At 68.1% G+C, this 22,429-nt stretch carries 18 protein-coding genes; 11 read left to right on the top strand and 7 right to left on the bottom strand.

The genetic code is table 11. The features are described from left to right. The first annotated feature begins 27 nt into the window (after positions 1-27). Positions 28-1,230 (top strand): hypothetical protein, encoded by a 1,203-nt coding sequence (locus ACPEES_RS18155; RefSeq protein ID WP_435104999.1) that lies wholly within the window; start codon positions 28-30, stop codon positions 1,228-1,230. Between the two features lie 26 nt (positions 1,231-1,256). Here ACPEES_RS18155 and ACPEES_RS18150 read toward each other — a convergent pair whose 3' ends face one another. The 3 genes from ACPEES_RS18150 to ACPEES_RS18140 all read right to left on the bottom strand — a co-directional run bounded on the left by ACPEES_RS18150 (position 1,257) and on the right by ACPEES_RS18140 (position 4,770). Continuing rightward, a complete protein-coding gene (locus ACPEES_RS18150) occupies positions 1,257-2,258 on the bottom strand; it encodes an NAD-dependent epimerase/dehydratase family protein (RefSeq protein ID WP_435104998.1) in 1,002 nt (333 codons plus the stop codon). A gap of 54 nt (positions 2,259-2,312) precedes the next feature. Then, entirely contained in the window at positions 2,313-3,974 is a 1,662-nt protein-coding gene (locus ACPEES_RS18145; protein ID WP_435104997.1) for a glycerol-3-phosphate dehydrogenase/oxidase, read from the bottom strand. Positions 3,975-4,182: 208 nt separating this feature from the next. Continuing rightward, complete coding sequence (locus ACPEES_RS18140) at positions 4,183-4,770, bottom strand: Spy/CpxP family protein refolding chaperone (RefSeq protein ID WP_435104996.1); 588 nt, start codon at positions 4,768-4,770, stop codon at positions 4,183-4,185. 337 nt (positions 4,771-5,107) lie between these two features. On the opposite strand from ACPEES_RS18140, the gene ACPEES_RS18135 reads away from it, so the two are divergent. Beyond that, on the top strand, positions 5,108-5,320 hold the full coding sequence (locus ACPEES_RS18135) for a SlyX family protein (protein WP_435104995.1): 213 nt from the start codon (positions 5,108-5,110) through the stop codon (positions 5,318-5,320). A gap of 104 nt (positions 5,321-5,424) precedes the next feature. Next, on the top strand, positions 5,425-8,316 hold the full coding sequence (locus tag ACPEES_RS18130) for an EAL domain-containing protein (protein ID WP_435104994.1): 2,892 nt from the start codon (positions 5,425-5,427) through the stop codon (positions 8,314-8,316). A gap of 20 nt (positions 8,317-8,336) precedes the next feature. On the opposite strand, the gene ACPEES_RS18125 is transcribed toward ACPEES_RS18130, so the two are convergent. Continuing rightward, positions 8,337-9,002, bottom strand: coding sequence for a hypothetical protein (locus ACPEES_RS18125; RefSeq protein WP_435104993.1), 666 nt, complete (start codon positions 9,000-9,002; stop codon positions 8,337-8,339). Positions 9,003-9,200: 198 nt separating this feature from the next. On the opposite strand from ACPEES_RS18125, the gene ACPEES_RS18120 reads away from it, so the two are divergent. From ACPEES_RS18120 to ACPEES_RS18105, 4 genes are all read left to right on the top strand, one after another. Beyond that, the gene (locus ACPEES_RS18120) at positions 9,201-10,157 is read left to right on the top strand and encodes an AEC family transporter (protein WP_435104992.1); all 957 of its coding nucleotides are present in this window, start codon (positions 9,201-9,203) and stop codon (positions 10,155-10,157) included. Between the two features lie 28 nt (positions 10,158-10,185). Beyond that, positions 10,186-10,521, top strand: a complete 336-nt coding sequence (locus tag ACPEES_RS18115) for a DUF3301 domain-containing protein (RefSeq protein WP_435104991.1) — start codon at positions 10,186-10,188, stop codon at positions 10,519-10,521. A gap of 81 nt (positions 10,522-10,602) precedes the next feature. Beyond that, entirely contained in the window at positions 10,603-11,139 is a 537-nt protein-coding gene (locus ACPEES_RS18110) for a phosphatase PAP2 family protein (protein ID WP_435104990.1), read from the top strand. 247 nt (positions 11,140-11,386) lie between these two features. Further along, entirely contained in the window at positions 11,387-11,701 is a 315-nt protein-coding gene (locus tag ACPEES_RS18105) for a diacylglycerol kinase (RefSeq protein WP_435105016.1), read from the top strand. A 24-nt stretch (positions 11,702-11,725) separates the two neighbouring features. On the opposite strand, the gene ACPEES_RS18100 is transcribed toward ACPEES_RS18105, so the two are convergent. Continuing rightward, a complete protein-coding gene (locus ACPEES_RS18100) occupies positions 11,726-12,298 on the bottom strand; it encodes an NnrU family protein (protein ID WP_435104989.1) in 573 nt (190 codons plus the stop codon). A gap of 204 nt (positions 12,299-12,502) precedes the next feature. On the opposite strand from ACPEES_RS18100, the gene ACPEES_RS18095 reads away from it, so the two are divergent. The 4 genes from ACPEES_RS18095 (at position 12,503) to ACPEES_RS18080 (ending at position 17,043) form a co-directional block, all read left to right on the top strand. Further along, entirely contained in the window at positions 12,503-14,851 is a 2,349-nt protein-coding gene (locus ACPEES_RS18095) for a helicase-related protein (protein WP_435104987.1), read from the top strand. Positions 14,852-14,969: 118 nt separating this feature from the next. Beyond that, positions 14,970-15,419 (top strand): FxsA family protein, encoded by a 450-nt coding sequence (locus ACPEES_RS18090; protein WP_435104986.1) that lies wholly within the window; start codon positions 14,970-14,972, stop codon positions 15,417-15,419. A 12-nt stretch (positions 15,420-15,431) separates the two neighbouring features. Beyond that, positions 15,432-16,127: a CPBP family intramembrane glutamic endopeptidase gene (locus ACPEES_RS18085; RefSeq protein WP_435104985.1), complete on the top strand. Its 696-nt coding sequence runs from the start codon at positions 15,432-15,434 to the stop codon at positions 16,125-16,127. Positions 16,128-16,203: 76 nt separating this feature from the next. After that, the gene (locus ACPEES_RS18080; protein WP_435104984.1) at positions 16,204-17,043 is read left to right on the top strand and encodes a D-hexose-6-phosphate mutarotase; all 840 of its coding nucleotides are present in this window, start codon (positions 16,204-16,206) and stop codon (positions 17,041-17,043) included. Positions 17,044-17,269: 226 nt separating this feature from the next. Here the strand turns inward: ACPEES_RS18080 and ACPEES_RS18075 are convergent, their stop codons facing one another. After that, a complete protein-coding gene (locus ACPEES_RS18075) occupies positions 17,270-18,400 on the bottom strand; it encodes a zinc-dependent alcohol dehydrogenase family protein (RefSeq protein WP_435104983.1) in 1,131 nt (376 codons plus the stop codon). Between the two features lie 98 nt (positions 18,401-18,498). Then, positions 18,499-21,792 (bottom strand): SdrD B-like domain-containing protein, encoded by a 3,294-nt coding sequence (locus ACPEES_RS18070; RefSeq protein ID WP_435104982.1) that lies wholly within the window; start codon positions 21,790-21,792, stop codon positions 18,499-18,501. Positions 21,793-22,429 lie beyond the last annotated feature (637 nt).

Here is a 22,429-nt window from a genome sequence, read left to right as displayed (position 1 = left end):
AGGTCAGTACCAGTCGGGGGTGGTCGTATGGACACAAAACAGCTCAAGGAGCTGGATCAAGGTGCTTACATTCGTGCGAAGGTCTACGCTGGTCAAAAGTCCGCACTGCGTCGGTATGCGGAGCTCGTCATCGGCGACTTCAGCCTGCCGAGGCTCATCAAGTACGAGCTGATCATCACGCTCTTCGGGCCGCTGCCCGGCGCCCTTGGGCTCCTTCTGCGCCGGTACTTCTACCGGGCGCTGTTTCGCGAAGTCGGCCGGGGGACGGTGTTCGGCCGCAACGTCACCGTTCGTCATGGCCACCGTATCAGCCTCGGCGAGGGCGTGATCATCGACGATGACTGCCTCCTCGATGGCCGCGGTTCCGGGGAGGAGGGTCTGCGAGTCGGTGACGAGACCATCATCAACCGTCACAGCGCCGTACAGTGCAAGGTGGGCCCGATTCACATCGGTGCCGGTGTCGATGTGGGGGCAGGCTCGTCCCTGGTCAGCCAGGGGGGCGTGGAGATCGGCGACATGGTCGCCGTCGGCGGAGGCTGCAAGATCGGCGGTGGAGTGCTCCAGCTCGAGAGTACGGACGACGAAGCCGACAGCACGGAGCCCGACAGGCATGATTTCGTCAACCGTGGACAGCGCCGGTACTCGCGTGGACCCGTTCGGATCGGCAGTCGGGCGGTGCTGGGCCGGAGCGTGATCGTCATGGATGCGGTGCGCATCGGCGAGGATGCGATGGTCTCGGCGGGCATGGTCGTTCGCGAGGATGTCCCTGCGGACAACGTCCTCATGCCGCGCGACCGGCCGCTGGTCATGCCACGGGAGCAGTTCCGGCGACGTGGGACCCCGGCGCCTGCCGAACCGTCGGCCGGGACAGCCGCTGCCCCGGAGGTGCCCGCTACCGCACCGGAACCCGCGTCATCGACTGACGTGGATGTGGTGGCGCTGATCAATCGCGCCCTGGAGACGGTCAACGAGCAGCTCCCCCCGGAGCGGACCATCCGGTTGACCCCGGATGCTCCGTTGCTGGAGCCGGACGGGCCACTGGACTCCATGGGCATCATCAACCTGGTCGTGTCCACCGAAGAGGTGATTCGCGAGGAGACGGGGGTGGAGACGAACCTCACCACGCTGATCACGGACGGTCAGAATGCCGCCTCGCTCGCGTCCGTCGGCGATTTTACCGCCGCCGTTCAACGCGCGGTGTCGGCAACCTCAGCGACCGCCGGTCAATGATGCCAACGTGAGCCGGCAGCCGCCCGTTACTGGCGGCGCCCGATCCAGTTGCGCGATCGATACCAGTCCGCGGTCAGGCGCGCGCCGTCGCGAAACGACGTTGCCGGTGCCGCCCCGAGGATATCCGTCGTTTTCGTGCACGAGAAATAGAAGCTCTTGCGGAAGAAGTCCATACGCCGGCGATGCAGCGGCGGTTGGATGCCGAGCGGCCGCAGCGCGGTTTCCATGACGACGGCGGCTGCCATGAACGGCCACAGGGGCGCCCGCAGTTTCGGCGTACGTGCCCCCAGGGCCGTTGCGATCCCGCTCACCATGTCTTCGGTGGTGACCACTTCCCGACCGGCCAGAAGCAGCACTTTACCGACTGCCGCCGGTCGGGTCGCCGCGAGCCACAGTCCGCGTACGAGATCATCGACGTAGATGAGCTGGTGCTTGTTGCGGCCGGTGCCGATCATGAAGAATTTGCCGCTGTCCACCGCGCGGAAGAGTTTCAGCAGCCGGCCGTCACCTGGGCCGAATGTCTCCGAAATGCGCACGATGACCGTTTCCAGGCGGTCGCCGAATTCGCGTACCACCTTCTCGCCCTCGGCTTTCGTCACGCCGTAGATGTTGTCCGGCCGCAGTGGCGTTTCCTCGTCGATTTCACCGTCGAGAGCCGCCCCGTACACGCCGATGGTGCTGCCGTGTACGAATCGCCGAACCTGGTGCTCGGCGGCGATCTCCAGCAGGGTGCGTACGCCCTCGACGTTGACCTGCCAGAAGTGCTGGTCCGGGACGTTGGCCTCGTGCTGGGCGGCGGCCAGGTGGAAGACGACCTCCACACCTGCCATCGCCTGTGTGAGCGCCTCGCGATCGTTCAGGCTGACGGGCATGATCTCGATGCCGTGCTGGCGCAGCTCCTCGCGCCGCTCGTCTTCCACGGCGCTGTTGACCTGCCCCAGCGCAGTCACCTCGTGGCCGTCTTCCAGACTCAGTACGGCCAGCCTTGCGCCGATGAAACCGGTAGCCCCCGTTATCAGGACTTTCATCGCGTTCACCCCCCGGGCACATGCGTTGGTGGCCGGCGGCTCCCGCGCCGCCGGTCAGTCGGTAAAGGTCGGGAATCGCCCTTCCACGCGCGCGAGCTCGTCGCCGGTCCGGGTCTCGCTCCATCCGCACGCCTGCCCGGCGATTCGCGCGCACTGCCCCAGGGCGTCGGCGCCGGGGTGGCCGGCCGTGCCCAGGTCCGTGCGCCGGAAGACGATATCCGCAAGGGTGATTGCCGCTTCATCGTGAATGGCGCTCACCACCGCCGCGGCCGGCACATCGGTGTCGGCCAGTGTGCCGGCGAGCTCGGGGCGTGCCGCGGCATGGCGCAGGACATCCGAATACGCCGTGCCATGATTGTGCGCGAGGGCACGGGCGGCGGCGGGTGGCAGATCCGGCGCCTCGCCGCGAATGCGTGCCACCAGCCCTTCGAAATCCGGGATTGCGCCGCCGTGGAGTGGCTCACGGTCGGTCGGCGGGCGTCGTGGCGTTCGCCCGAGCTTGCGTTCGACCAGATCGAGCGCATCGGCCGCATCCCCACGGGCCATCGTGTAGCGCACGCCGATGAGGGTCACGAGCCCTTCGATGTGTTCCTCGCGTGCGTGGTCGATCAGCGGCGAGCGCTTGCCGTAGCTGAGGTCGACGGCGTCCGGGGCGTTCTCGCCGAAGGGGACGAGCCCGAAGTTGGCCATCCGGATGCGGGAAGGCGTGAGCCCCAGCCCGGGGTAGGCGCCGTTGACCTCCTCGATGAACTGCTCGAGCTCCGCGTGCGGCAGGGAAACCTTGTCCGCAGGGGCGTCGGTGACCTTGTGCCAGACGCCCACGAGGCTGTATTGCCGCCACGGTACGACGAACAGGTGACGCGTCGAACGGCTTAGCACTGCGTCGGGATCGCGGGTCTGACCACGCAGGGCGACGCCGTAGTGCGTGTCGAATCGCCGCGGTATGACGAAGCAGGTGTCCCGTGAATAGCTCACCCGCGCGCTGGGTGGATTCATGTCGCCCGCTTCGAGCAGGTGCCTGGCCCAGGGGCCGGCAGCGTTGACCACGGTACGGGCGCGGATGTCCATCTCGGTGCCTGCGCGCGTATCGGTTGCGCGCACGCCGACGACACGATCGCCGCGGCGGAGAAACTGCCTGGCTTCCACGTAGTTGCAGGCGACCGCGCCGCTCGCGACGGCCGACTGGACGAAGGCCAGCACCAGCCGCGTGGGGTTGTACATCTGGCCGTCGGCGAATACGGCGCCGCCAGTCAGCCCTTCGGCCGGCAGGCCGGGGAAGTGAGCCAGCGCCTCGTCCCGGGTCATGAACCGGGTGAGCGGAATATGCCGGGAGCGGTCGGCGATGCCCCGGTTCCGCCGTGGGGTGAGCGCATCGTAGACCAGCATGCCGGTGCCGAGAAATGCCTTGCCATCGCGGCCCGCGCCGTACGTGGGCACGAGAATGGGCAGTGGCTGAACGAGGTGGGGGGCGATGCGCAGCAACGCTGAACGCTCGGCGCAGGAGGCCCACAGGCGCTTGAGGTCGGAGTGCTGCAGGTAGCGAATGCCCCCGTGCACGATCTTGAACGAGTTGGCGGAGACGCCCGCCGCGAAGTCCGTGCGCTCGATCAGGGCCACTTTCAGGCCACGCAACGATGCGTCCCACGCCGCCGCGGCACCGAACGAGCCGCCCCCCACGATCAGCACGTCGAATTCCGTATCGCCGAGCCGCGCCAAGCAATGGTCCCGAACTAGCAACCGGCGTCTCCTCATCCCGTGGCGTCGAGTATCAGGCCGCCGGGCCTACGTTCTGTGACCCTGTCTACACGAAATATGTGAACTGCCCGGCCCGAGAAGTATAGACGGCGCACCGTCGAAACCACGGGGCCAACCCCAGCGTACTTCGGCGGCCGGCGGTGCGGCCGCCGAAGTACGCTGGGGTTGGCTATTGACCCATCATCCCGCCTTGCCCTTGTCGCGGCATATCGGACGGGTCGCCCATGCGGTAGCCGCCGCCCATGGGCTCGCGCATAGACCGGCGCTGACCGAGCCGCTGGCGTTGCTCGGATGTCAGAACGTCACGCATGGCGTTGCGCAGTCGTACCTGGTCGGCGAGCATCTCGCCGTGCAGATCGGCCATCTGCGCGTGCAGGTTCTGGACAGCATCCGGATCGGGTTGGGCGGTGGCCATGAGGCTGAGCATTTCGTCACGCAGGTCCATGAGCTGTGCCATACGGGCGAATTGCTCCTTGCGGTGCTCGCTTCGCAGCTCACGCAGGCGGGTCCGCTGCTCGTCGTCGAGGTCGATGCCGCGCATCATGCCGAAGCCCGCGTGCATCCCGCCCATCAGGCCCATGCCGTAGCCATGGGGTCCATCGGCCATGGCCGCATGGGGCATCATGCCCCCATGGAACATGGAACCGGTACCGCCCATCATGCCGCCCCTGGGGGGATGGGCGAGTGCGGTTGCCGTCAGGCCGGCGCTCAGTGCCAGCACGAGAGCGAGTGCGGTCTTGCGTTGCGGGTGCTTCATGAGATGACCTCCTCAAGGTCGGGAGAGCCGTGTGCTCCGCTTGTCCAGGTAGCGTAGCAATCGTCGAATCGCGGGGATTGACCGGGGTCAAACGGTTGGCGAATCGTGGTGCTCTTTGTTCCCCCGTGACGGTGGGCAGTGAGCACATGGGCCAGCGTGTGAGACCGTGTCGAGCGATTTGGCGGGCATGCACCGGTTCAGCGAGGTTGTTGTCGCAACCCCATCCGGGGTGGGTGCGCATGGGAGTGTCCGCATGACCAAGCGGATCGTCATGGAATGCGTTGCGATCACTGCGAATACGTAACCGGGAGGCCCGGGCGATGTGGGAGAAAAGAGCATGAGCGATGAACGCCTGCTCCAGGCGGAAGAGAAGCTTGCCTACCAGGAGCACAGCCTGGACAGTCTGAGCGAGGTGGTGAGTCAACAGCAGCGCCGGATAGAGGTGCTCGAAGCGTCGGTTCAACGCCTGGCACAACGGCTGGAGGCACTGGCCGACGAATGGCGTACCGGCGACAGCCCGCCCGAGACGGAGCGTCCACCGCATTATTGACGGGCGCGTGACCGCTCCTCCCCGCCGCCCGGCGGCGACCGCTTCTCGTATCGACTAGGTTTAAACGCAGGATCGGTGGGTGCCGGGCAGGGGGGCGAGTGGACGTGAGTTCGTCTACTGAGGTGGAGTGTCGACCACGGTGGCACGCGGCACTGTGGGTGGTTGCCATGTGGGGCGTTCTGGCGCTGGCGATCTGGGTGGTCGCGGGACCTGGCGCCATGCAGGCATCCGCGGGGGCATCATGGGCGTGGCAGCCCATGTGGCTGCTTTCCGGGCTCGCGTTGGTGGCCGTGCTTCTGTGGGGGCCGGGTATCTGGCCCGGTCTGCTGCTGGGCGGCGTTATCGGGTATGCAGTGCACGGCTGGCAATGGGGGGCGGCCGGCGGAGCATTGGCACTGGCGGCCGTATTCGGCGCCTGGCTCGCCCGTCGTCTCACCGGTACGCGGCGGCCGGTCAGCACGCCCCGGGAGCTGTGTCTGCTCGCGGTTGCAGCGGGTGTTTCGGCCGCTGTGGTGAGTGCCCCCGTGGCGACCACTGCCGCGGCCATGACGACACCGGATATGCACGCCATCGCGATTGCCGCTGCGTGGGTGAACGGGGTGCTCGCGAGCGTGGTGGGAACGCTCATCGTCGCGTCGCTGCTGCTGTCTGCCACCGCGGGACGGCCTCCGCGCAGAAGTCTGAACCAGGCGCTGCTGAGCACCGCTGTGGCGGTGCTGACGGTATGCGCGTGTTATCTGATCTTCAGCGGAATCCTCGCGGACTCCGAGTGGGCGGATCCGCTGCTCGCTGTGTTGCTCGTCCCCATGCTCCTGTGGACGGCGTACCGCCTGAGAGTCCGCGGTACCGCGCTCGTTGTCGGGTTGCTCGTCATCGGGATCGTCCACGGCTCGTTCCAGGGATATGGACCGTTTCCCGTCGGTGAGTCTTGGATGGCGCTGCTGATGATGCAGCTGTTCATCGTGGTGATCGTGCTCACCGGGCTGACCTTCGCGACGGCGCTTGACGACAACGAGCGCACCCACCGCATGCTCACGCGGACGCTCGCGCGCAGCGACAAGCGCGTGCGTGAGCGTACGGCGGAGTTGCTGGCCGTCAACCGCACCCTTTCCAACGAGATAACCCGGCACACCCGAACGTTGCGGCTCAGCCGCGGGCGCACTCATGTGCTCGAGCTGATTGCCACCGGCGCGCCCCTGGAGCGGGTGCTCGCGTGCCTGGTTGCTGAGACGGAGTCCGTCCAGTCAGGGCTCACCTGTGTCGCCATGGTGACAACGCCGGAAAGCCACCGATGGCGCATCGCAGCGGCGCCCGGTGTTTCCTCCGATTTGGCCGAGGCGGTGAGGGACGCCGTGCAGCAGCGTTGCCAGCAGGGCATCCGCGTGGATGAGCGCTGCCTGGTCGCCGATGTGCGGCGTCACCCCCAACTCGCGATGCTCCAGGGGCCTGCCGGGCGCGCCGGCGTGCGCGCCGCCTGGTGGGAACCCGTGGCCGCATCCGACGGTACCTTGCTCGGTGCGTTCATGCTCCTTCGGCGTTGTCCGGGGCCGCCGAGCGCTTACGATCTGGAAGTGCTCGATGCCGCCGCGCGCCTCGCGGGCCTCGCCGTCGAGCGCAAGCGTGTCGACGATCAGCTCCACGAGCTTGCCAACCGCGACCGGTTAACCGGGCTGCTCAATCGTGCGGCGTTCTCGGAGGCGCTGGCCAGCGCGGTCAGCCACGCCGAGCGCTCCGGCGAGCGCGTCGGTCTGCTGTTCTTCGACCTCGATGGCTTCAAGCAGATCAACGACTCGGTCGGCCATGCCGCGGGCGATGAGCTGTTGACGCGGGTTGCGCAGCGTCTGCGTGAGTGCACCCGGGCCGAGGACCGCCTGGGACGGCTCGGCGGCGATGAGTTCACGGTGGCGGTCGCCGATGCGCCGGATGCCCATGGCCTGCGACATCTTGCCGAGAAGCTGCTCGCCGAGCTCGCCGCGCCGTATTCCTTGCAGGGTGGCGAGCGGATGGTCACCCCCAGCATCGGCATCAGCGTTTATCCCGACGATGCCGCGAGCGCCGATGAGCTGCTCCGTCAAGCGGATATGGCGATGTACTGCAGCAAGCGCAGTGGCGGCGCCGTGGCCCACTTCTTCGCGGCACGCATGAACGAGGAAACGCGCGAGCGCATGCGCCTGGAGGCCGAGCTGCGGGAGGCGCTGTGCCGCGACGAGCTGGTGCTCTATTTCCAGCCCCAGTGGTCGCTGCGCACCGGGGAGATGACGGGCGTCGAGGCATTGCTGCGCTGGACCCACCCCACGCGGGGGCTGCTGTCGCCTTCGGCCTTTCTGCCCGCGGTCGAGTCGTGTGCGCTCAGCCGGCGTATCGGTCGATGGGTGATGGAGCACGCAGTCACGCGGGTGGCGGCCTGGGAGGCGCAGGGAACGCGACCGTTGCGGCTGTCGGTCAACATTTCTCCCGCGCACCTCAGGGCGCCGGAGTTCCTCGATGACCTCGATGCCGTGTTCTCGGCGACGACGCTCGCCGCCGAACGCGTCGAGCTCGAGGTCAGTGAGACGGGACTCGGCGAGGCGGGGGCGCGGCTGTCCGAGCGTTTCGATGGGTGCCGGGCCCGGGGCATTCGCTTCGCCATCAACGAGTTCGGTATTGGCTCGGCGTCACTGGCACGTCTGCGCACGTGCCCTGTCAGTCGGTTGAAGATCGACCGTGCCTTCGTCAGCGAGCTGTCGGTCGAGTCGTCTCACGTCAGCCTCATGGCCTCGATGGTCGGTCTGGCGCACAATCTCGGGCTGAGCGTTACCGCCGAGGGAGTCGAAACCGGAACACAGTGCCGGCTCGTTCGGGACAGCGGCTGCGACGAGGTTCAGGGTCGTTACCTCGGTGTGCCGGTCTGTGCCGATGCGTTTCTGGACATCCACCGTCGCCAGCTGCGACCGCCGGCGGCGAACGAGCGGCCCATCCAGCGCATCCGGCCGCTGGCGGACGAACGCGCCAGTTAGCGGCGTTTCCGCGGCGTGTGTCAGCGGCCGAACAGGCGCGAGAGAAACCCGCCGTGCCGGTTCTGACGCTCCGCGACCAGTCGTTGTGCCGTTTCGTGGGCTTCGCTGATGAGCTCGTCGAGGTGTTCGGCGACCTCGCTCGCCGTATGGCGCTCGGAATCGCTGAACACCGAGCCGTCCCCCTGAACACCCGCTTCCAGCAGGGCGTCACTCCAGGCGACGATGGTCTGACGCACGGTATCGAGCACCTCGGCGACGGCGTTCGGCGGCAGCGCGAGGCTAAGCCGTGCGTCGAGCCCGATGCGTTGCTGCATGGCCCTCAGGTGCTCGTCGTCGAACTCGATACGCGGAGGCTCGCGGGGGTTACGCTTGGCTTCGTCCCGCTCGAGGGCTTCGACGCCGGTGCGCAGCTCGTAGTCGCCGAGCTCTTTGGCGAGAGTCGGTGATATGGGGGCCGCTGCCCAGCCCTGGCCCGGCATCCACGCGATGAGGGTGGCATTCTGACCGCGTCGGTACACAGGGAGTCGGGCGTCCGGCGGATAGCCGTTGAGCTCCGATTTCAGCCAGGCGGTCACCGCTTTCGTGCGCAGAGCCGTGGCCATGAGCACCGTTCGCTGCAGTACCCGGGCGAGCTCCACATCCTCGTGGCTCGCCTCGTCGCGAATGGACGTTATGACACAGGCCATCGGTCCCCCCTCTTGAAGCAAGCGCCGCATGGTCCGTCACTGGGCGGTGGGCGAGCGTTCAGCGCGCCGCAAAGCGAGCGCTCGCCCTGGTGTTATCTTGTTGCACGGTCACGAAGCCAGCGTCATGCCAACGAGAACCGTTGCGTCGAAATTACAACCGCTGTGCTCACAGGCGCAACTAATGAATGTATCGATGCTTTGCCCAAGGGAGGTCGAACACCTATCGCTATCGTCAACACGCTAGCGCCGGTTTTTCTCATCATCGTCCTGGGATGGGGGCTCACACGTACGTGCTTTCTCTCCGACCGGGCACTGAGCGAGCTCAACCGCGTTACCTACTGGATTGGCGTGCCGTCGCTGCTGGTCGAGCGCATCGCCGGGGCGACGCCGGCATTCGCTGCGGTCACGGGGCTTCTGGCGGTGGGAGTGGGGGCGACCCTGCTGGGCATTGGCGCGGCCCTGGTCACCGCGTCCTGGCTGCGACTGCCTTCGGCCGCCGTGGGCACGTTCGTGCAAGGGGTGTTCCGGGGCAACCTCGCCTTCATCGGCCTGCCGGTGGTGGTGTATGCGTTCGCCGCCGACGGTGCAGCGGCGGGTGCGGAAGCCAGCGCTCTGCTGCTTTTCGGGCCGCTGGTGGTGGTCTATAACGTGCTCGCCGTGGCCGTGCTGCTAGCCGCCGGGTCCGGACGACGCCGAGGCGTGGCACGGGGGGTCGCCTACGGTCTTGTCACCAACCCCATTCTCATCGCCTGTGCCCTGGGGGTGACGCTGTCGGCGGCACAGGTGCACCTGCCGGTGTTGGTGTCGCGGACGCTGTCCGCCATCGGGCAGATGGCGCTGCCACTTGCGCTGCTGTGTATCGGCGGTACGCTGCACACGGCGAGGCTGCGTGGCCGTCTCCAGTGGGCCTGGGTTGGTGGGCTGATGAAAGTCGCACTGTTGCCGGCTATCGGTTGGGGCCTGGCCTGGGCGGTTGGCCTGTCGGCGGAGCACACCCGCATTGCGCTGATTCTGCTGGCATGCCCCACGGCGACTGCTTCTTACGTCCTGGCCCGGCAGCTCGGCGGTGACGAGGGCCTGGCATCGAGCCTGCTGCTGGCAAGCAGTGTCCTCGCGATTCCGGCAATGGCCGTGGTGCTGTGGCTGACAGCATGAGTACACGTTTGATGGCGGTGGAGCATCCATGAACCTCGCGGGCCTGTTGCCGTTGCTGATCCTCGCGGGAATCGGCTTGGTGTGGTGGACGAACCTGCGCGCCCGGGGCCAGGCACTGGCGCGCTGCCGCCGGGTCTGCCAGGCGCGGGGGCTGGAGCTGCTCGATCACACGGTGGCGCTGGAGCGTTACGGACTGCGCCGCGATACCAGCGGCCGCCTGCGGCTGACACGTTTGTACCGATTCGATTTCAGTGCCCCGGAGCAGGAGCGCGGCCACGGCTGGGTGAGCCTGGTCGGCGCCCGCGTCGTCGCCGTGCAGGTCGATCGCGTCGACGGCAGCGCGGACTACGAGCTGCCGCGCTGACACGCGGGCGTCATCGCGCGGTCAACACCACGCCACATGCCGGGCACAGGCTGGTGCGGAGTCCGGATCACGGAGGTGATCATGCTCCAGGTCAGACCAGGTGCCGGGTTGGTTCGCTTCGCTGCGGCGGAGCTGGCACTGTGCCACCGCATCAATCGCGCCTGCCGGCTGGCGCCCATTCGCTGGGTGTTCGCCGTGGTCAGCCGCCTTGGCGACGGTGCGTTGTGGTATGCCGTGATGGTTGCCCTGCCGGTCGCCGATGGCCGGCGTGGCCTCACGGCGAGCCTGCACATGGCGCTCGTTGCCGTCGTCGGCGTGGCCGCCTACAAGCTCGTCAAGGTGCACACCGCGCGTCCGCGTCCGTGCTCGGCCAGCAATGCGATCGAGCTCGCCGTGGCGCCGCTCGACCAGTACAGCTTTCCCTCCGGTCATACCCTCCACGCCGTGGGCTTCACGCTGGTGGCGGTAGCCTACTATCCGGCTCTCGTCCCGGTGCTGGCGCCATTCGCCGTGCTCGTCGCGTGCTCTCGGGTGGTGCTGGGGCTGCACTATCCCACGGATGTGCTCTCCGGAGCCTTCATGGGTGCCGTGATCGCGATCGTTTCCCTGAACGTGTAGGCTTTGCGCCTGCCCGCGCGCGGCCGCCATCGGCGCGCACCGGCGCTCCGTCGCGCCGGTGTGTGAGCGCCCATGGGGCGTGTTCCCCGGCGCCCGCGTAGCCCGGCTACTCTGCGCGCCTTGCGCCATCATCGGCGCCCGGATCGGCCGCCGCAGGACAATACCTCTGGGAAGACTAGTTAGGAGCGATTGCGTGAAACCTGGCAGAACGGGGCTGGCCCGCATCGTCTACGCCACTGGGTACTCCATGCGCGGTCTGCGCGGGGCCTGGCGCCACGAATCCGCCTTTCGCCAGGAGGTGTGTGCCTCCCTGCTGGTCCTGCCGCTGGCGGTGTGGCTCGGCGAGGACGCTGTGCAGGTCGTGCTCCTCGGCGCGAGCTGGCTGCTGGTGCTCATCACGGAGCTGCTCAACACGGCCGTGGAGGCGGTGGTGGACCGGGTCGGCGAGGAGCCCCACCACCTGGCCGGCATGGCCAAGGACGTCGGCTCGGCGGCCGTGTTCATGAGTCTGGTTCTTGCCACCTTCGTCTGGGGCGTGCTCCTGTGGGCGCGGTTCGCCTGAAGGCCTGGAACTAGTTCCAGGCCTTCAGGCGACGAGGGGCATCCCTATGAGCCAGGCGTGCAGCCACGTGACGAACGCGCCGTAGAGCACGAGCCCGCCGCCCAGGGCGAGTGCGTCACCCCAGCGACCGACCGGAACGTCCGGCACGGTGCGGGCGGTGCGGTGTTTCAGCGAGATCCGGTCCGCCACCGCCCAGACCAGAAAGCTCCCGAACAGGAGCACGTCGGCGAGCATGCCGTTGGTCAAAAGATGCGCCAGCGCCCAGAGCTTGATCGCGACGAGCATGGGATGGCGGGTGGCGCGGCGGAAGCGTCCCGGTAGATACGCCGCCAGCAGCAGGGGGAAGACCGGCAGCATCAGTACGAGCGCGGGCAGCCGAAGCCACTCCGGGGGCGTGTACACCATCACCGGGTTGCCGCGCGCCAGGGCATACCCCCAGATGATCAGCACCAGGCCGGCGGCCGCGAGCAGTGAGTACACGCCTTTCCACAACGGCTCACCCCACTGCCGGATGCGCGCCTCCCGCCAGTCCGCGGCCACGATGGCCACGCTGTGGGGGGCGAAAAACAGTACCAGCCCCAGAATCAGTACCGGCATGTCCCCCAACTCCCGATTGGCCCTGAATACCGTCGGTGCGATGCGGTGGTGCGGCGCACCCCTGATTCAGGATAGCAACACTCCCGTGTCCGGGTCTGTTGCATTTCCGGGAACTCCGGCTCCGGACGGCGAGACGGCGGAACACTGCACGGGCCGCCGGCCACGTCTGGCCAACGCACGGCGCCATCATTAGCCTTGAGCGCCATGAGCGATAGTACCCATACCCTTCCGGTCGACGCCCTGCGCGAGGATTTCGCCGCGGCTCTCGATCGCGGCCACGTCGTGGTGTCCGCGGCGACGGGCTCGGGCAAGTCCACGCGCCTGCCGGTATGGGCTGCGGAGCGCGGACCGGTGCTCGTGATCGAACCCCGGCGGCTCGCCGCTACCAGCCTGGCCACGTTCGTCGCCGCCGGTTTCGGCGAGGACCCCGGCGGGCGGGTCGGTTACGCGATACGGCTCGACGCCCGGTACGGCGACGGCACGGAGATCGTCTTCGTCACGCCTGGTATCGCCTTGCGGTGGCTCGCCTCCGGTCGCCTGGACGACTTCGCCACGGTGGTGCTCGACGAATTCCACGAGCGCCGCTGGGATACCGACCTGCTGCTGGCGTTGCTCGCCGGCTGGCGGAAACCGCCGCGGCTGGTCGTGACCTCGGCGACCATCGACGGTGATCGCCTGGCCGGCTACCTCGATGCCCGCCAGCTGCGCTCGGATGTCCGTGGCTACGATGTCGAGCTCGCCTATTGCGGCGCGCAAGCGCGGGAGATGCCACAGTCCGCCGGCCTCGCCCCACGGGTTGCCACGGCGGTGCGCCGCGCCCTCGACGAGACCGCGGGCGACGTGCTGGTGTTCCTGCCGGGTCGTCGCGAGATTCGCGAGGCGGCCTCGGCGCTTCAGGCCGTCCCCGCCGATGTCATCGCGCTGCACGCGTCCGCGCCGGTCGCCGATCAGCGGCGGGCGCTCACCCCGGGCGCACAGCGCCGGGTCATCCTCGCGACCAATGTCGCCGAGACGTCGCTGACGGTACCGGGGGTGACCGCGGTGGTGGACAGCGGCCTGGAGCGCCGCACGCTGCGCCGCAACGGGCGTACCGTGCTGGCCCTGCAGGCAATCGCCCGATCCAGCGCCGACCAGCGCAAGGGCCGTGCCGGCCGCACCGCGCCGGGGCTGTGTCTGCGCCTGTGGGGCAGCCAGGCACCGATGCAGCGGGTCACGCCACCGGAGGTGCAGCGCGAGGATCTCACCGAGCTGGTTCTCGCCGCCGCCTGCGCCGGCCAGCCCGCGGCGACACTGGGGTTCGTCGACGCGCTCCCCGACGCGGCGCTCTCCGCGGCGCAGGACCGGCTCGCGGCCATTGGCGCCGTCGACGACGCGGGCGTTGCCACCGAACGGGGGCAGCGCCTGTTCGCCCTGCCTGTGGACGCCTGGCTGGCGCACCTGGTGGTGGCCATGCCGGATGCCGCCTGCGCCGGATTCATGGCGGACCTGGCGGCGGCCCTGGCCGGTGGTGGCCTGGTTGCCCCGCCGCGGGATTCCGACGAGCGTGAGCGGTTATCCGAATGTCTCGGCCGACGCTGTGACGCAACCCTGCAGGTGGCCGCTCTGCGGGGCGTGGAGCTGCCGGCGGTGGCGGCGGACCGGCGCGATCTCCGCGAGGCACGGCGACTGGCCGCGCGGCTGCGGGAGGCGATGGATTTGCCTGCCATGCCGGCGCATATCGACGTCCATCCACAGACCGTGTTCGAGGCGGCCGCGGCGGCGCTGCCGGATATGGTCTATGTGCGCCGGGTCCGTCGGCGTGAGGCGTTGGGCAATGGGGGGAGCGAAGCGTTGGTGGGCGAGCGCTCGCTCTTCGGTGAGGCCGACGAAGCTGCGCTGGTGTTCGACGATCACAGCGTGCCCGCGCGTCGCGGCACGCGTCAGACCGTGACCGTCGCCACCTGCCTGGCGCCGCTGGCGCTGCCGGCTCTGGCGGTCCACGGCGTCGCCGAGGCGAACGTGGAATCACCGGCCTGGGACGGCGAACGACTGACGGTGACGATGCGCTGGTATCACGCCGGCCGCCAGGTGGATGAAGCGGAAATGACACCGACCGGTGAAGCGGCACGGGCGGCGATCGCGGATCTGGTGCTCTCGGGGCGGTTGCTCGCGCCCGCCGGCGAGTGCCTGGTCACGGATATCGAGGCCTGGTCGCTCTATGTCGCGCTGGGCCATGGCAAGGGCGAGGTGCCGGAGCCGCGGGAGTGGCTGCAGCGACGGCTGGCGGCGCTCGGCGTCGATACCGGTGACGACCTGGTTCTCATCGAGCCGGGGGATCTGGCTTTCGAGGGGGTGCCGAGCTGGGAGCGCGAGCGCTTCGATCGCACCTACCCGCGCACGGTATCGTTGACGGACCTGGACATGCGCGTGCACTACGATGTGCGGCGGCGAACGGTGACGGTCGAGAAGGTGGCCGGTACCCGCAAGCGGGATCCCCAGCGCTGGGAGCTGCCGGTGTGGTCCGGCTGGCGGGTGGAGTACAAGCGCGCCAGCCGGGTGGTGGAGGTACGTTGACCGCCCGGTACAGCGTTGCCGGCAGCATCTCGGGCGCTATCGCACGGCAACGCGCACCCAGTGAATCCGGGGACGGCTACGCGATACACTGCCCGTCTACGCAATCGGAGGGTTTACCGTGCCCGTCTTGTTCCTGTTGTTCGTCGTCGTTCCCCTGGTGGAGATCTACCTGCTGATCCAGGTGGGCCAGGTGATCGGCGCGCTGCCCACCATCGCGCTGTGCGTGCTCACCGCCATCATCGGCGGCCAGCTTCTGCGGCAGCAGGGGCTCGCGACGCTGAGCCGGGCCCGCGCGAACATGGATCGCGGCAGCCTGCCCGCCATGGAGCTGCTGGAGGGCATCGCGCTCGCCGTGGGCGGCGCCCTGCTGCTGACGCCGGGTTTTTTCACCGATGCCATCGGCTTCGCCTGCCTCATTCCCTACAGTCGCCAGTACCTCATTCGCCATGTGTTGCGCCATGTGAAGGTCAGCTACGGTCCCGCCGGTGGTCCACCAGGGGGACATGGCGGCAGGGATGATGCAATCGAGGGTGAATACCATCGCCGGGACCGTGGTCCGGACTCGTAGCGCCGGCGTTGCATGAGCACGTACCAGAGGGGCACCGCGATGGCGGGTGCGGCGGTGGAGCTCGTGCTCGCCGTACTGCTCGTGCCGTTGGCCTCGGTTGCGGCGGGCCTCATCGTCGGCACGTTGCCGGGGCCGGCACCCGCACCGTTCGCCGCGGTGCTGTTCGTGCAGGGCGTGCTCGTACTGGCAGGGGTGGTGGCACTGTGCGGCGGCCGGCTATCGGCGCTACGCGCGCTAGGGCTGGGCAGACCGCGGGTACGGGATATCGGGCGTGGCCTCAAGCTCCTGCTCGCGGTGTTCGCCGTGAACGTCGTTTTTCGAGCGCTCTTGTGGCTGGTGCTGCCCGACGCCGTGGTCGCGCAGATGGAGCGCCTCATGGATGTGGGCGGACTGGTGGTCGGCGGCGTGACACCGGTGCTCGTGGTCGCGCTGAGTCTTTTCATCGGGTTCTACGAGGAGCTGCTGGCCCGCGGTGTCATTCTGCAGCGGGCGATGCGGCTGCTGCCGGGCGCAGCCCTGCCGGTGGCGGTCTCCTCGCTGCTTTTCGGTCTGGGGCATCTTTACCAGGGCGTGATCGGTGTGGCGCAGACCGCGCTGGTCGGCGCTGTATTCGCCGTGGGGGTGTTGCGCTGGCAATCGTTGTGGCCGGCCATACTGGCCCACGGCCTGCTCAATGCGGTTTCGCTGCTGGTGCTGACGAACATCTGAATATCCGCGTGCCTCCGCGCATGCCGTGTGTTCCGGGGCATGCCGGGCCTTCGCGAAGCGGGAATACCGGGGGATCATGAACATCCGAGAGCATTACCGCGGCGACGACGTGCCGGCGATCCGGCTCGATCACGCCGACGGCAGTGGCGTCGAGATCGCATTGCAGGGCGGACAGGTGCTCCGCTGGTGGCTCGCGTCCGGCGAGGAGATGCTATACCTCAGTCCGCTGGCGCGTTTCGGCGACAACGCGGCAATCCGTGGTGGTGTCCCGGTGATCTTTCCGCAGTTCGCCGAACGTGGCCCACTGCCCAAGCACGGCTTCGCTCGCAACCGCCGCTGGCGGCTCGAAGGCCAGGGCTCTGACCACGCCGAGGCGGCCGTCACGCTGGTTCTGGAGGACGACGAGGTTACCCGGGCGGTCTGGGAGCACGCGTTCGCGTTACGCCTGCGCGTGGCGTTGGCACCGGGGAAGCTCACGATGCAACTCACCGTCTCCAACGAGGGCGGGACGCGGTTCGGTTTCACGGGTGCCCTGCATACGTACCTGCGTGTGCCGGACATGGGCCACGCAGCGATTCTGGGTCTCGCCGGCCGTCGTTTCGAGGAAGGGGGCGCAGCACGACGCCAGACCGAAGAGGCGCTTACGTGGCATGCCGGCGCCGTGGACCGGATCTATCCCGATGCGCCGTGGCCGCTTTACCTGGCGACCCGCGGTGAACCCAGGCTAGCGGTGCACGCGAGCGGGTTTCCGGACGCCGTTGTCTGGAACCCGGGTGCCGCGGGGGCGGGGGCTACGCCGGATCTACCCGACAATGCCCACTGCGGTTTCGTCTGCGTCGAGGCCGGCTGTGTCGCACAGCCGGTCATTCTGGCCCCCGGTGCGCAGTGGACCGGGGAGCAGTGTCTCCAGGCCTGATACCGGTTGTCTCGACCCATTGTCATGTGCCAGAGCGGCAGGAAGACAGGATAGGCGCGCGCCTGGCGGGTATGGCCGATCGGCGGCCGGCAGGCGAGCGATGTAATCCTGCACCATCGCGCCAAAGCCGGGGCGGGCTAAGCCCACCCCGCTGCGCTCGGGGCTTCGGTTGACGGGCGGCACCGGAGTCCGCTGGCCGTCAGCGCCCAGGTACGTCCGCCGGGGCTCAGTCGAAGCGAATGACCTGGCGGATCGCCTCGCCGTCGGCCAGGCGATCGAGGGCGGTATTGATGTCGTCCAGGGGCAGAGTGCCCGAGAGCAGGCGGTCCACGGGTAGACGCCCGTGGCGGAACAGCCGCAGGTAACGCGGCAGGTCGCGGCCGGGTATGCAACTGCCGACGTAACTGCCCTTGAGCGTCCGTTCCTCGGTGACGAGCCCCGCCTGCTGGAGTCGGATATGCCGGTCCGGATGGGCCAGACCACCGGTAACGGTGGTGCCGCCACGGCGCGTGATCTGATAGGCGAGCTCCAGCGCACGCTCGGAACCGGCTAGCTCGATAGCGTAGTCGACGCCGCCGCCAGTGGCCGCGCGAATCGCCTCGACGGCGTTCTCGTCCGTGGCGTTGAACGTGTCGCGGGCGCCGAGCTCCCGGGCCAGGGCGAGCTTGTGGTCCAGCGCGTCCACGGCGATGACCGGCTCGGCACCACAAACCAGAGCCCCGAGCAGGGCATTCAGCCCGACCCCGCCGAGCCCGACGACGGCCACGCTCGACCCCGGGACCACGCCGGCCGTGTTCACCGCGGCCCCCACGCCGGTGAGCACCGCGCAGCCGAACAGCGCGGCGTGCTCGAAGGGAACATCCCGGTCGATTTTCACCAGCGAGCGCCGCGAGACGACGGCGTGATCGGCGAAGGCGGAGACCCCGAGGTGGTGGTTGACCGTCGAGCCGTCGGCACGGGCGATGCGACGGTCGCCGCCGAGCAGCGTGCCCGCCACATTCGCGGCCCCGCCCGGCTCGCACAGGGCGGGGCGCCCCTCGGCGCAGGGGCCGCAGTGCCCGCAGCTCGGCACGAAGACCATGACCACGTGATCCCCGGGCGCCAGATCGTGCACGCCGTGACCCACCGCCTCGACCACACCCGCTGCTTCGTGGCCCAGGGCCATGGGGGTCGGCCGGGGCCGGTCACCGTTGACCACCGAAAGGTCGGAATGACACAGCCCGGCTGCGCGGACGGCGACGCGGACCTCGCCGTCCCCGGGCTCGTGGAGCTCCAGAGTCTCGATGGTGAGCGGGCGGCTGTCGGCGTATGGGCGGGATGTGCCCATGGTATTGAGCACGGCGGCACGGATCTGCATCGGGTCTCCTCCTGGCGCTGTATTGGCGAACGCCTTCAGCGTAGTACAACCCGTGGCGCCAGCGCGGCCGCCGTTGGCGGCGGCCGCGCCGCGTTGGCTCAGCCGTGCCGGCGGGGCAGCCCCCGCCAGCCGATACCGAGCATGGACAGGACCAGCAGCACCAGGCCGGGGAGACCGATCGCCGGAACCCCTGTCGCGGCAGTGACGTTACGGCGATAGGCGAAGTCCTGGGCGGTAGCGTTCTCGCCGCTGGCGAGGGTCAGATCGATGCGCTCGTCGGCACCACCGTCATTGTCATATACGGCGGTCATATTGGAACCGTTGCCGTCGACCTGGATGGTGTAGGAGTCCGGCGAGAGCCCGGAAAAGGCATAGTGGCCGTTCGCGTCGGTCGTGGTAGTGCAGGTGGGCCTGCAGGCGCCGCCTTCGAGCGTCACCGTTATGCCGTCCAGCGATGGTTCGCCCGAGTCTCGCTGGCCATCGTCGTCAACGTCTTCCCAAACGTTGCCCTCAATGCTCCCGCCGGAAGCGCCGGCGTCGTTCGGCATGTAACCGAAGTCCTGATCGAGCACGTCATTGCCGTTGGAAACGGTCACGGAGGAGACATGGTCTGCACCACCGTCGGGATCGCCGGTAAGATTGCTATCCGCCGGTGGGCTCACGGCGATGACGTAGTCACCGTCCGGCACGGATTCGAAGGCGTAGCTGCCGTCGGAGCTGGTGGTGATCGTGTCGCAATTGCTGCCGGGCGTGCAGGTGCCGTCGCGGAGCTCGACGGTCACGCCGCCGACGCCGGGTTCACCGGTGTCCTGGCTTCCGTCGCCGTCGAGATCTTCCCAGATGCGGTCACCGATGCGGCCGGTAGAGCGGTAGCCGAAGTCCTGGTCGAGCACTTCGTCGCCGTTGGCGAGGGTGACGGCGGCGATGTCATCGAGACCACCATCCGGGTCGGCGGTGGGATCGGTGCCGGCGGGCGCGGTCACTGCCACGGTGTAGTCGCCTGCCGCCACGGACTCGAACACGTACCCGCCGTCCGCGTCGGTGGTGACGGTGACACAGTCGCTGCCGGGGGTGCAGGTGCCGTCGCGGAGCTCGACGGTTACGCCGCTGATGCCGGGTTCGCCCGCGTCCTGGATTCCGTCGCCGTCGCGGTCTTCCCAGATTCGATCACCGATACGGCCGGTGAAACGGTAGCCGAAGTCCTGGTCGACGACATCCGCACCCTCGGTGACGGTGACGCTGGATTGGTGGGCCGATCCGGTACCGTCGGCGTCATACGTGGCGCTCCCGCCCGTGGGCGGCTGGGCGGCGACGGTGTAATCGCCGGCGGTCAGGCCGGTGAAGGCGTAGGCACCGGTGCCGTCGGTGGTCGTCGTGGGGCAGTCGCCGCCGGGGGTGCAGGTGCCGTCACGTAGCTCCAACGTCACATCGGCGATGCCGGGCTCGCCGGCGTCCTGGACCCCGTCACCGTCGAGGTCGTTCCAGATCCGGTCGCCCAGGCGCGCCGTGCGTACCGGCGTGGCTGTGCCGCCATCCGCCGGTGGCTCACCGGTGCCCGGATCCAGGGTGACCGTATTCTCGATGGTGGAAACGCTGACGGCGTCCTCCGGAATCACCGCCGCCAGGTCGTACGCTTGCGTGCTGAAGGCGGCGAGGGAGAAGGGGCCGAGCTGGCAGACCAGGGGCGAGCCGCCGCATACCCAGCCGCTGTCGCTGTTGTCCGGGTCGTAGTCGAGCTCGGCGGGCATGCTGTCGGTGAGCGTCGCGTCGTTGAGCGGCAGGGCACCGTAGTTGTCCACCTCGATGCGGAACAGCACCGTGTCGCCGGGGCTGATGGTCGTCGAACCGTCGGCGTCGATCAGCAGCTCCGTACGCTTGGACACGGCATACTTCGGAACGGCCAGTACCGTGGTGCCGATGTCGATGGCGGGGGCGCCGGTCGTGCTCGTGGCGGGGTTCTGCCCCCACACGGGCGCGATGTCGGTCTGGGTGTCGTCGTCGCCGGTGCTGTCGCAAATGGTCGGGGCGTTGTCACCATTGGGATCGTTGATCGAGTAGATCAGCGCACCGGTCATGTCGTTGTCGCCGGTGTCCGTAATCCGCAGGCTCTCCAGTCGATTCAGCGGCGTCGTCTGGTCGATGGTACCGTCGCGGTCGAAGTCCACGCAGACCGTGGTGTCAGCGACTGCCGTGACCCATACGGGGCTCATGTCCGCTTGCGAGAGGTCTTCCGTGCCCGGTGCGAAGCCGATTACCGACTGGCCGGTCAATCCCAGTGACGGTACCAGGGAAAAGCCCCAGTCATGGACGTTGTTGGTCTCGTCGGCGTCGACGACCGCCATGGCGTAGAAGGGGGCGTCGGCGAAGAAGCGCTGACCGCTCGCGCTGGTGCCGGTGTACTCGGCGCTGCTGCCGGCGGGAACCGTCACCGTCGCGGCAATGCCGCCGTCGTCCTCGACGGTGACATCGAGCGGCGTGCTTCCCGGGTTGTAGAGAAAGTAGTGAGCAGGATCATCGGCCTGCACCGTGCCCACTGGCGAGTAGTACTCATCGGACCATTGCGAGGTGGCCGGCACACGGTACCAGCGTGACTCGTAGCTGGAGTCGATGTCACCGGTGAGCAGGGTCAACTGGGTGGGGGCGTCGCCGGCGATGACGTCGCCTTCGGACACGTCGGCGAAGACATGGGTTTCGCCGGGCTGGAGCGTCACCGCGCCGGCACCGTTCAACGTCACCGTGGTCTCCGAATCACCCGCCATGACCATGGCGGAGACGGTCTCGAAGATTTCGCCGCCCTCGTTGGCGGTGTCCACGCCGATGGGGAGGGTATAGGTGTCGCTCCAGTTGCTGTCACTGTCCATTTCCACGGCACCGGCGAGCACGGAGCCGGGACTGGTGTTATACGCGGAGCGGGTCACCGACAACGCCTTGCTGGAGCCGAAGCGGTCACCGCCGTCGAGCCGGCAGTCGGTGAGATCGGTGCACGTGACCGAGGTGGTGACGTCGTAGGTCTCGTCGAGCACCACGACGTCCCCGGCGTGGAGCTCGTCGGTGCTGAAACCCGGGGGAATGCCGTTACCCGGATCGCCGTCGCCCCAGACTCCGGTGGTCGGCTGCTGGGGGTTGGTGACGTCCGTCTCGTAGCCGTCTTCGCGCTGATCGAAGTAGATCCGGGTGCCGTCCAACACGACCGATATCGAGACGATGGACCGGATCTCGTTGCCGGTGGCGCTGTTGAGCGCGCGGTTGAAGGCAGTGACTTCGTTCTCCGGCGTGGGCACGTAATACATCTGGTAGACGTTGGCGGTGGCTGCCATGACTGTTCCGCTGGTGCACAGCGTCAGCAGCCCGCTGATGGCCCGAAGGGCGCGTTTTTTGTGCTTGTTGGTCATTTTTATATCGGGTTGTTGGGCGTGTTGGACCGCTGTCCGGGGTCTCCGCCCGAGGTCGAGAACGCCGAATCCGATCGCGAAGATCGATGGGTCGTGATCGGCGTCAAATCGCATCAAGGAAGGCGAGCGTTCCCTGCCTCCGGTGAGATGCCGCGGAATTCCCTTGGCGGCGCTTGAGCAGCGGGGACTTTATGTAAAAGTGTGACGCATGTCAACGACTTGACCGTATCATCTAGACAGCGGGTCGCTCGCACCCTGACGCAGCCGCGAAGCCGGCCAGCGAGTGACCCACGCCGCGAATGGCCTCGATGGCAGGGGGCGAGTGGCGGAGGACCGCCCGCGTGGGCGGTCCAGCGCCGTTTTCAGCAGGTGCGGGTCGAAAGCGTGGAGATTCCGTGTCGGGGCGGCGATGATCGTCTCGCAGGCCTCGCGCTCACGGCAACGCATTGAAGCAAGCGGCGTTCGCTGGCCGATAGCGGGGCAGCGCAGGCGCCAACCCGCTCGGCCGCGCGGTCGTTCAGCCTTCGGCTTCCCGCTCCAGCACGTACTCCAGCCATTGTCCGGTGAGCCGGTCGGCGAGGCGGTTCTGCTGCTGGCGGGCGGAGAGGTTGTCGAGGTCGATCCACGACAGCGGCTG

This window comes from Arhodomonas sp. AD133 (assembly GCF_051195215.1).
Classification (GTDB): domain Bacteria; phylum Pseudomonadota; class Gammaproteobacteria; order Nitrococcales; family Nitrococcaceae; genus Arhodomonas.
This window is presented reverse-complemented; position numbering and strand designations above follow the sequence as displayed.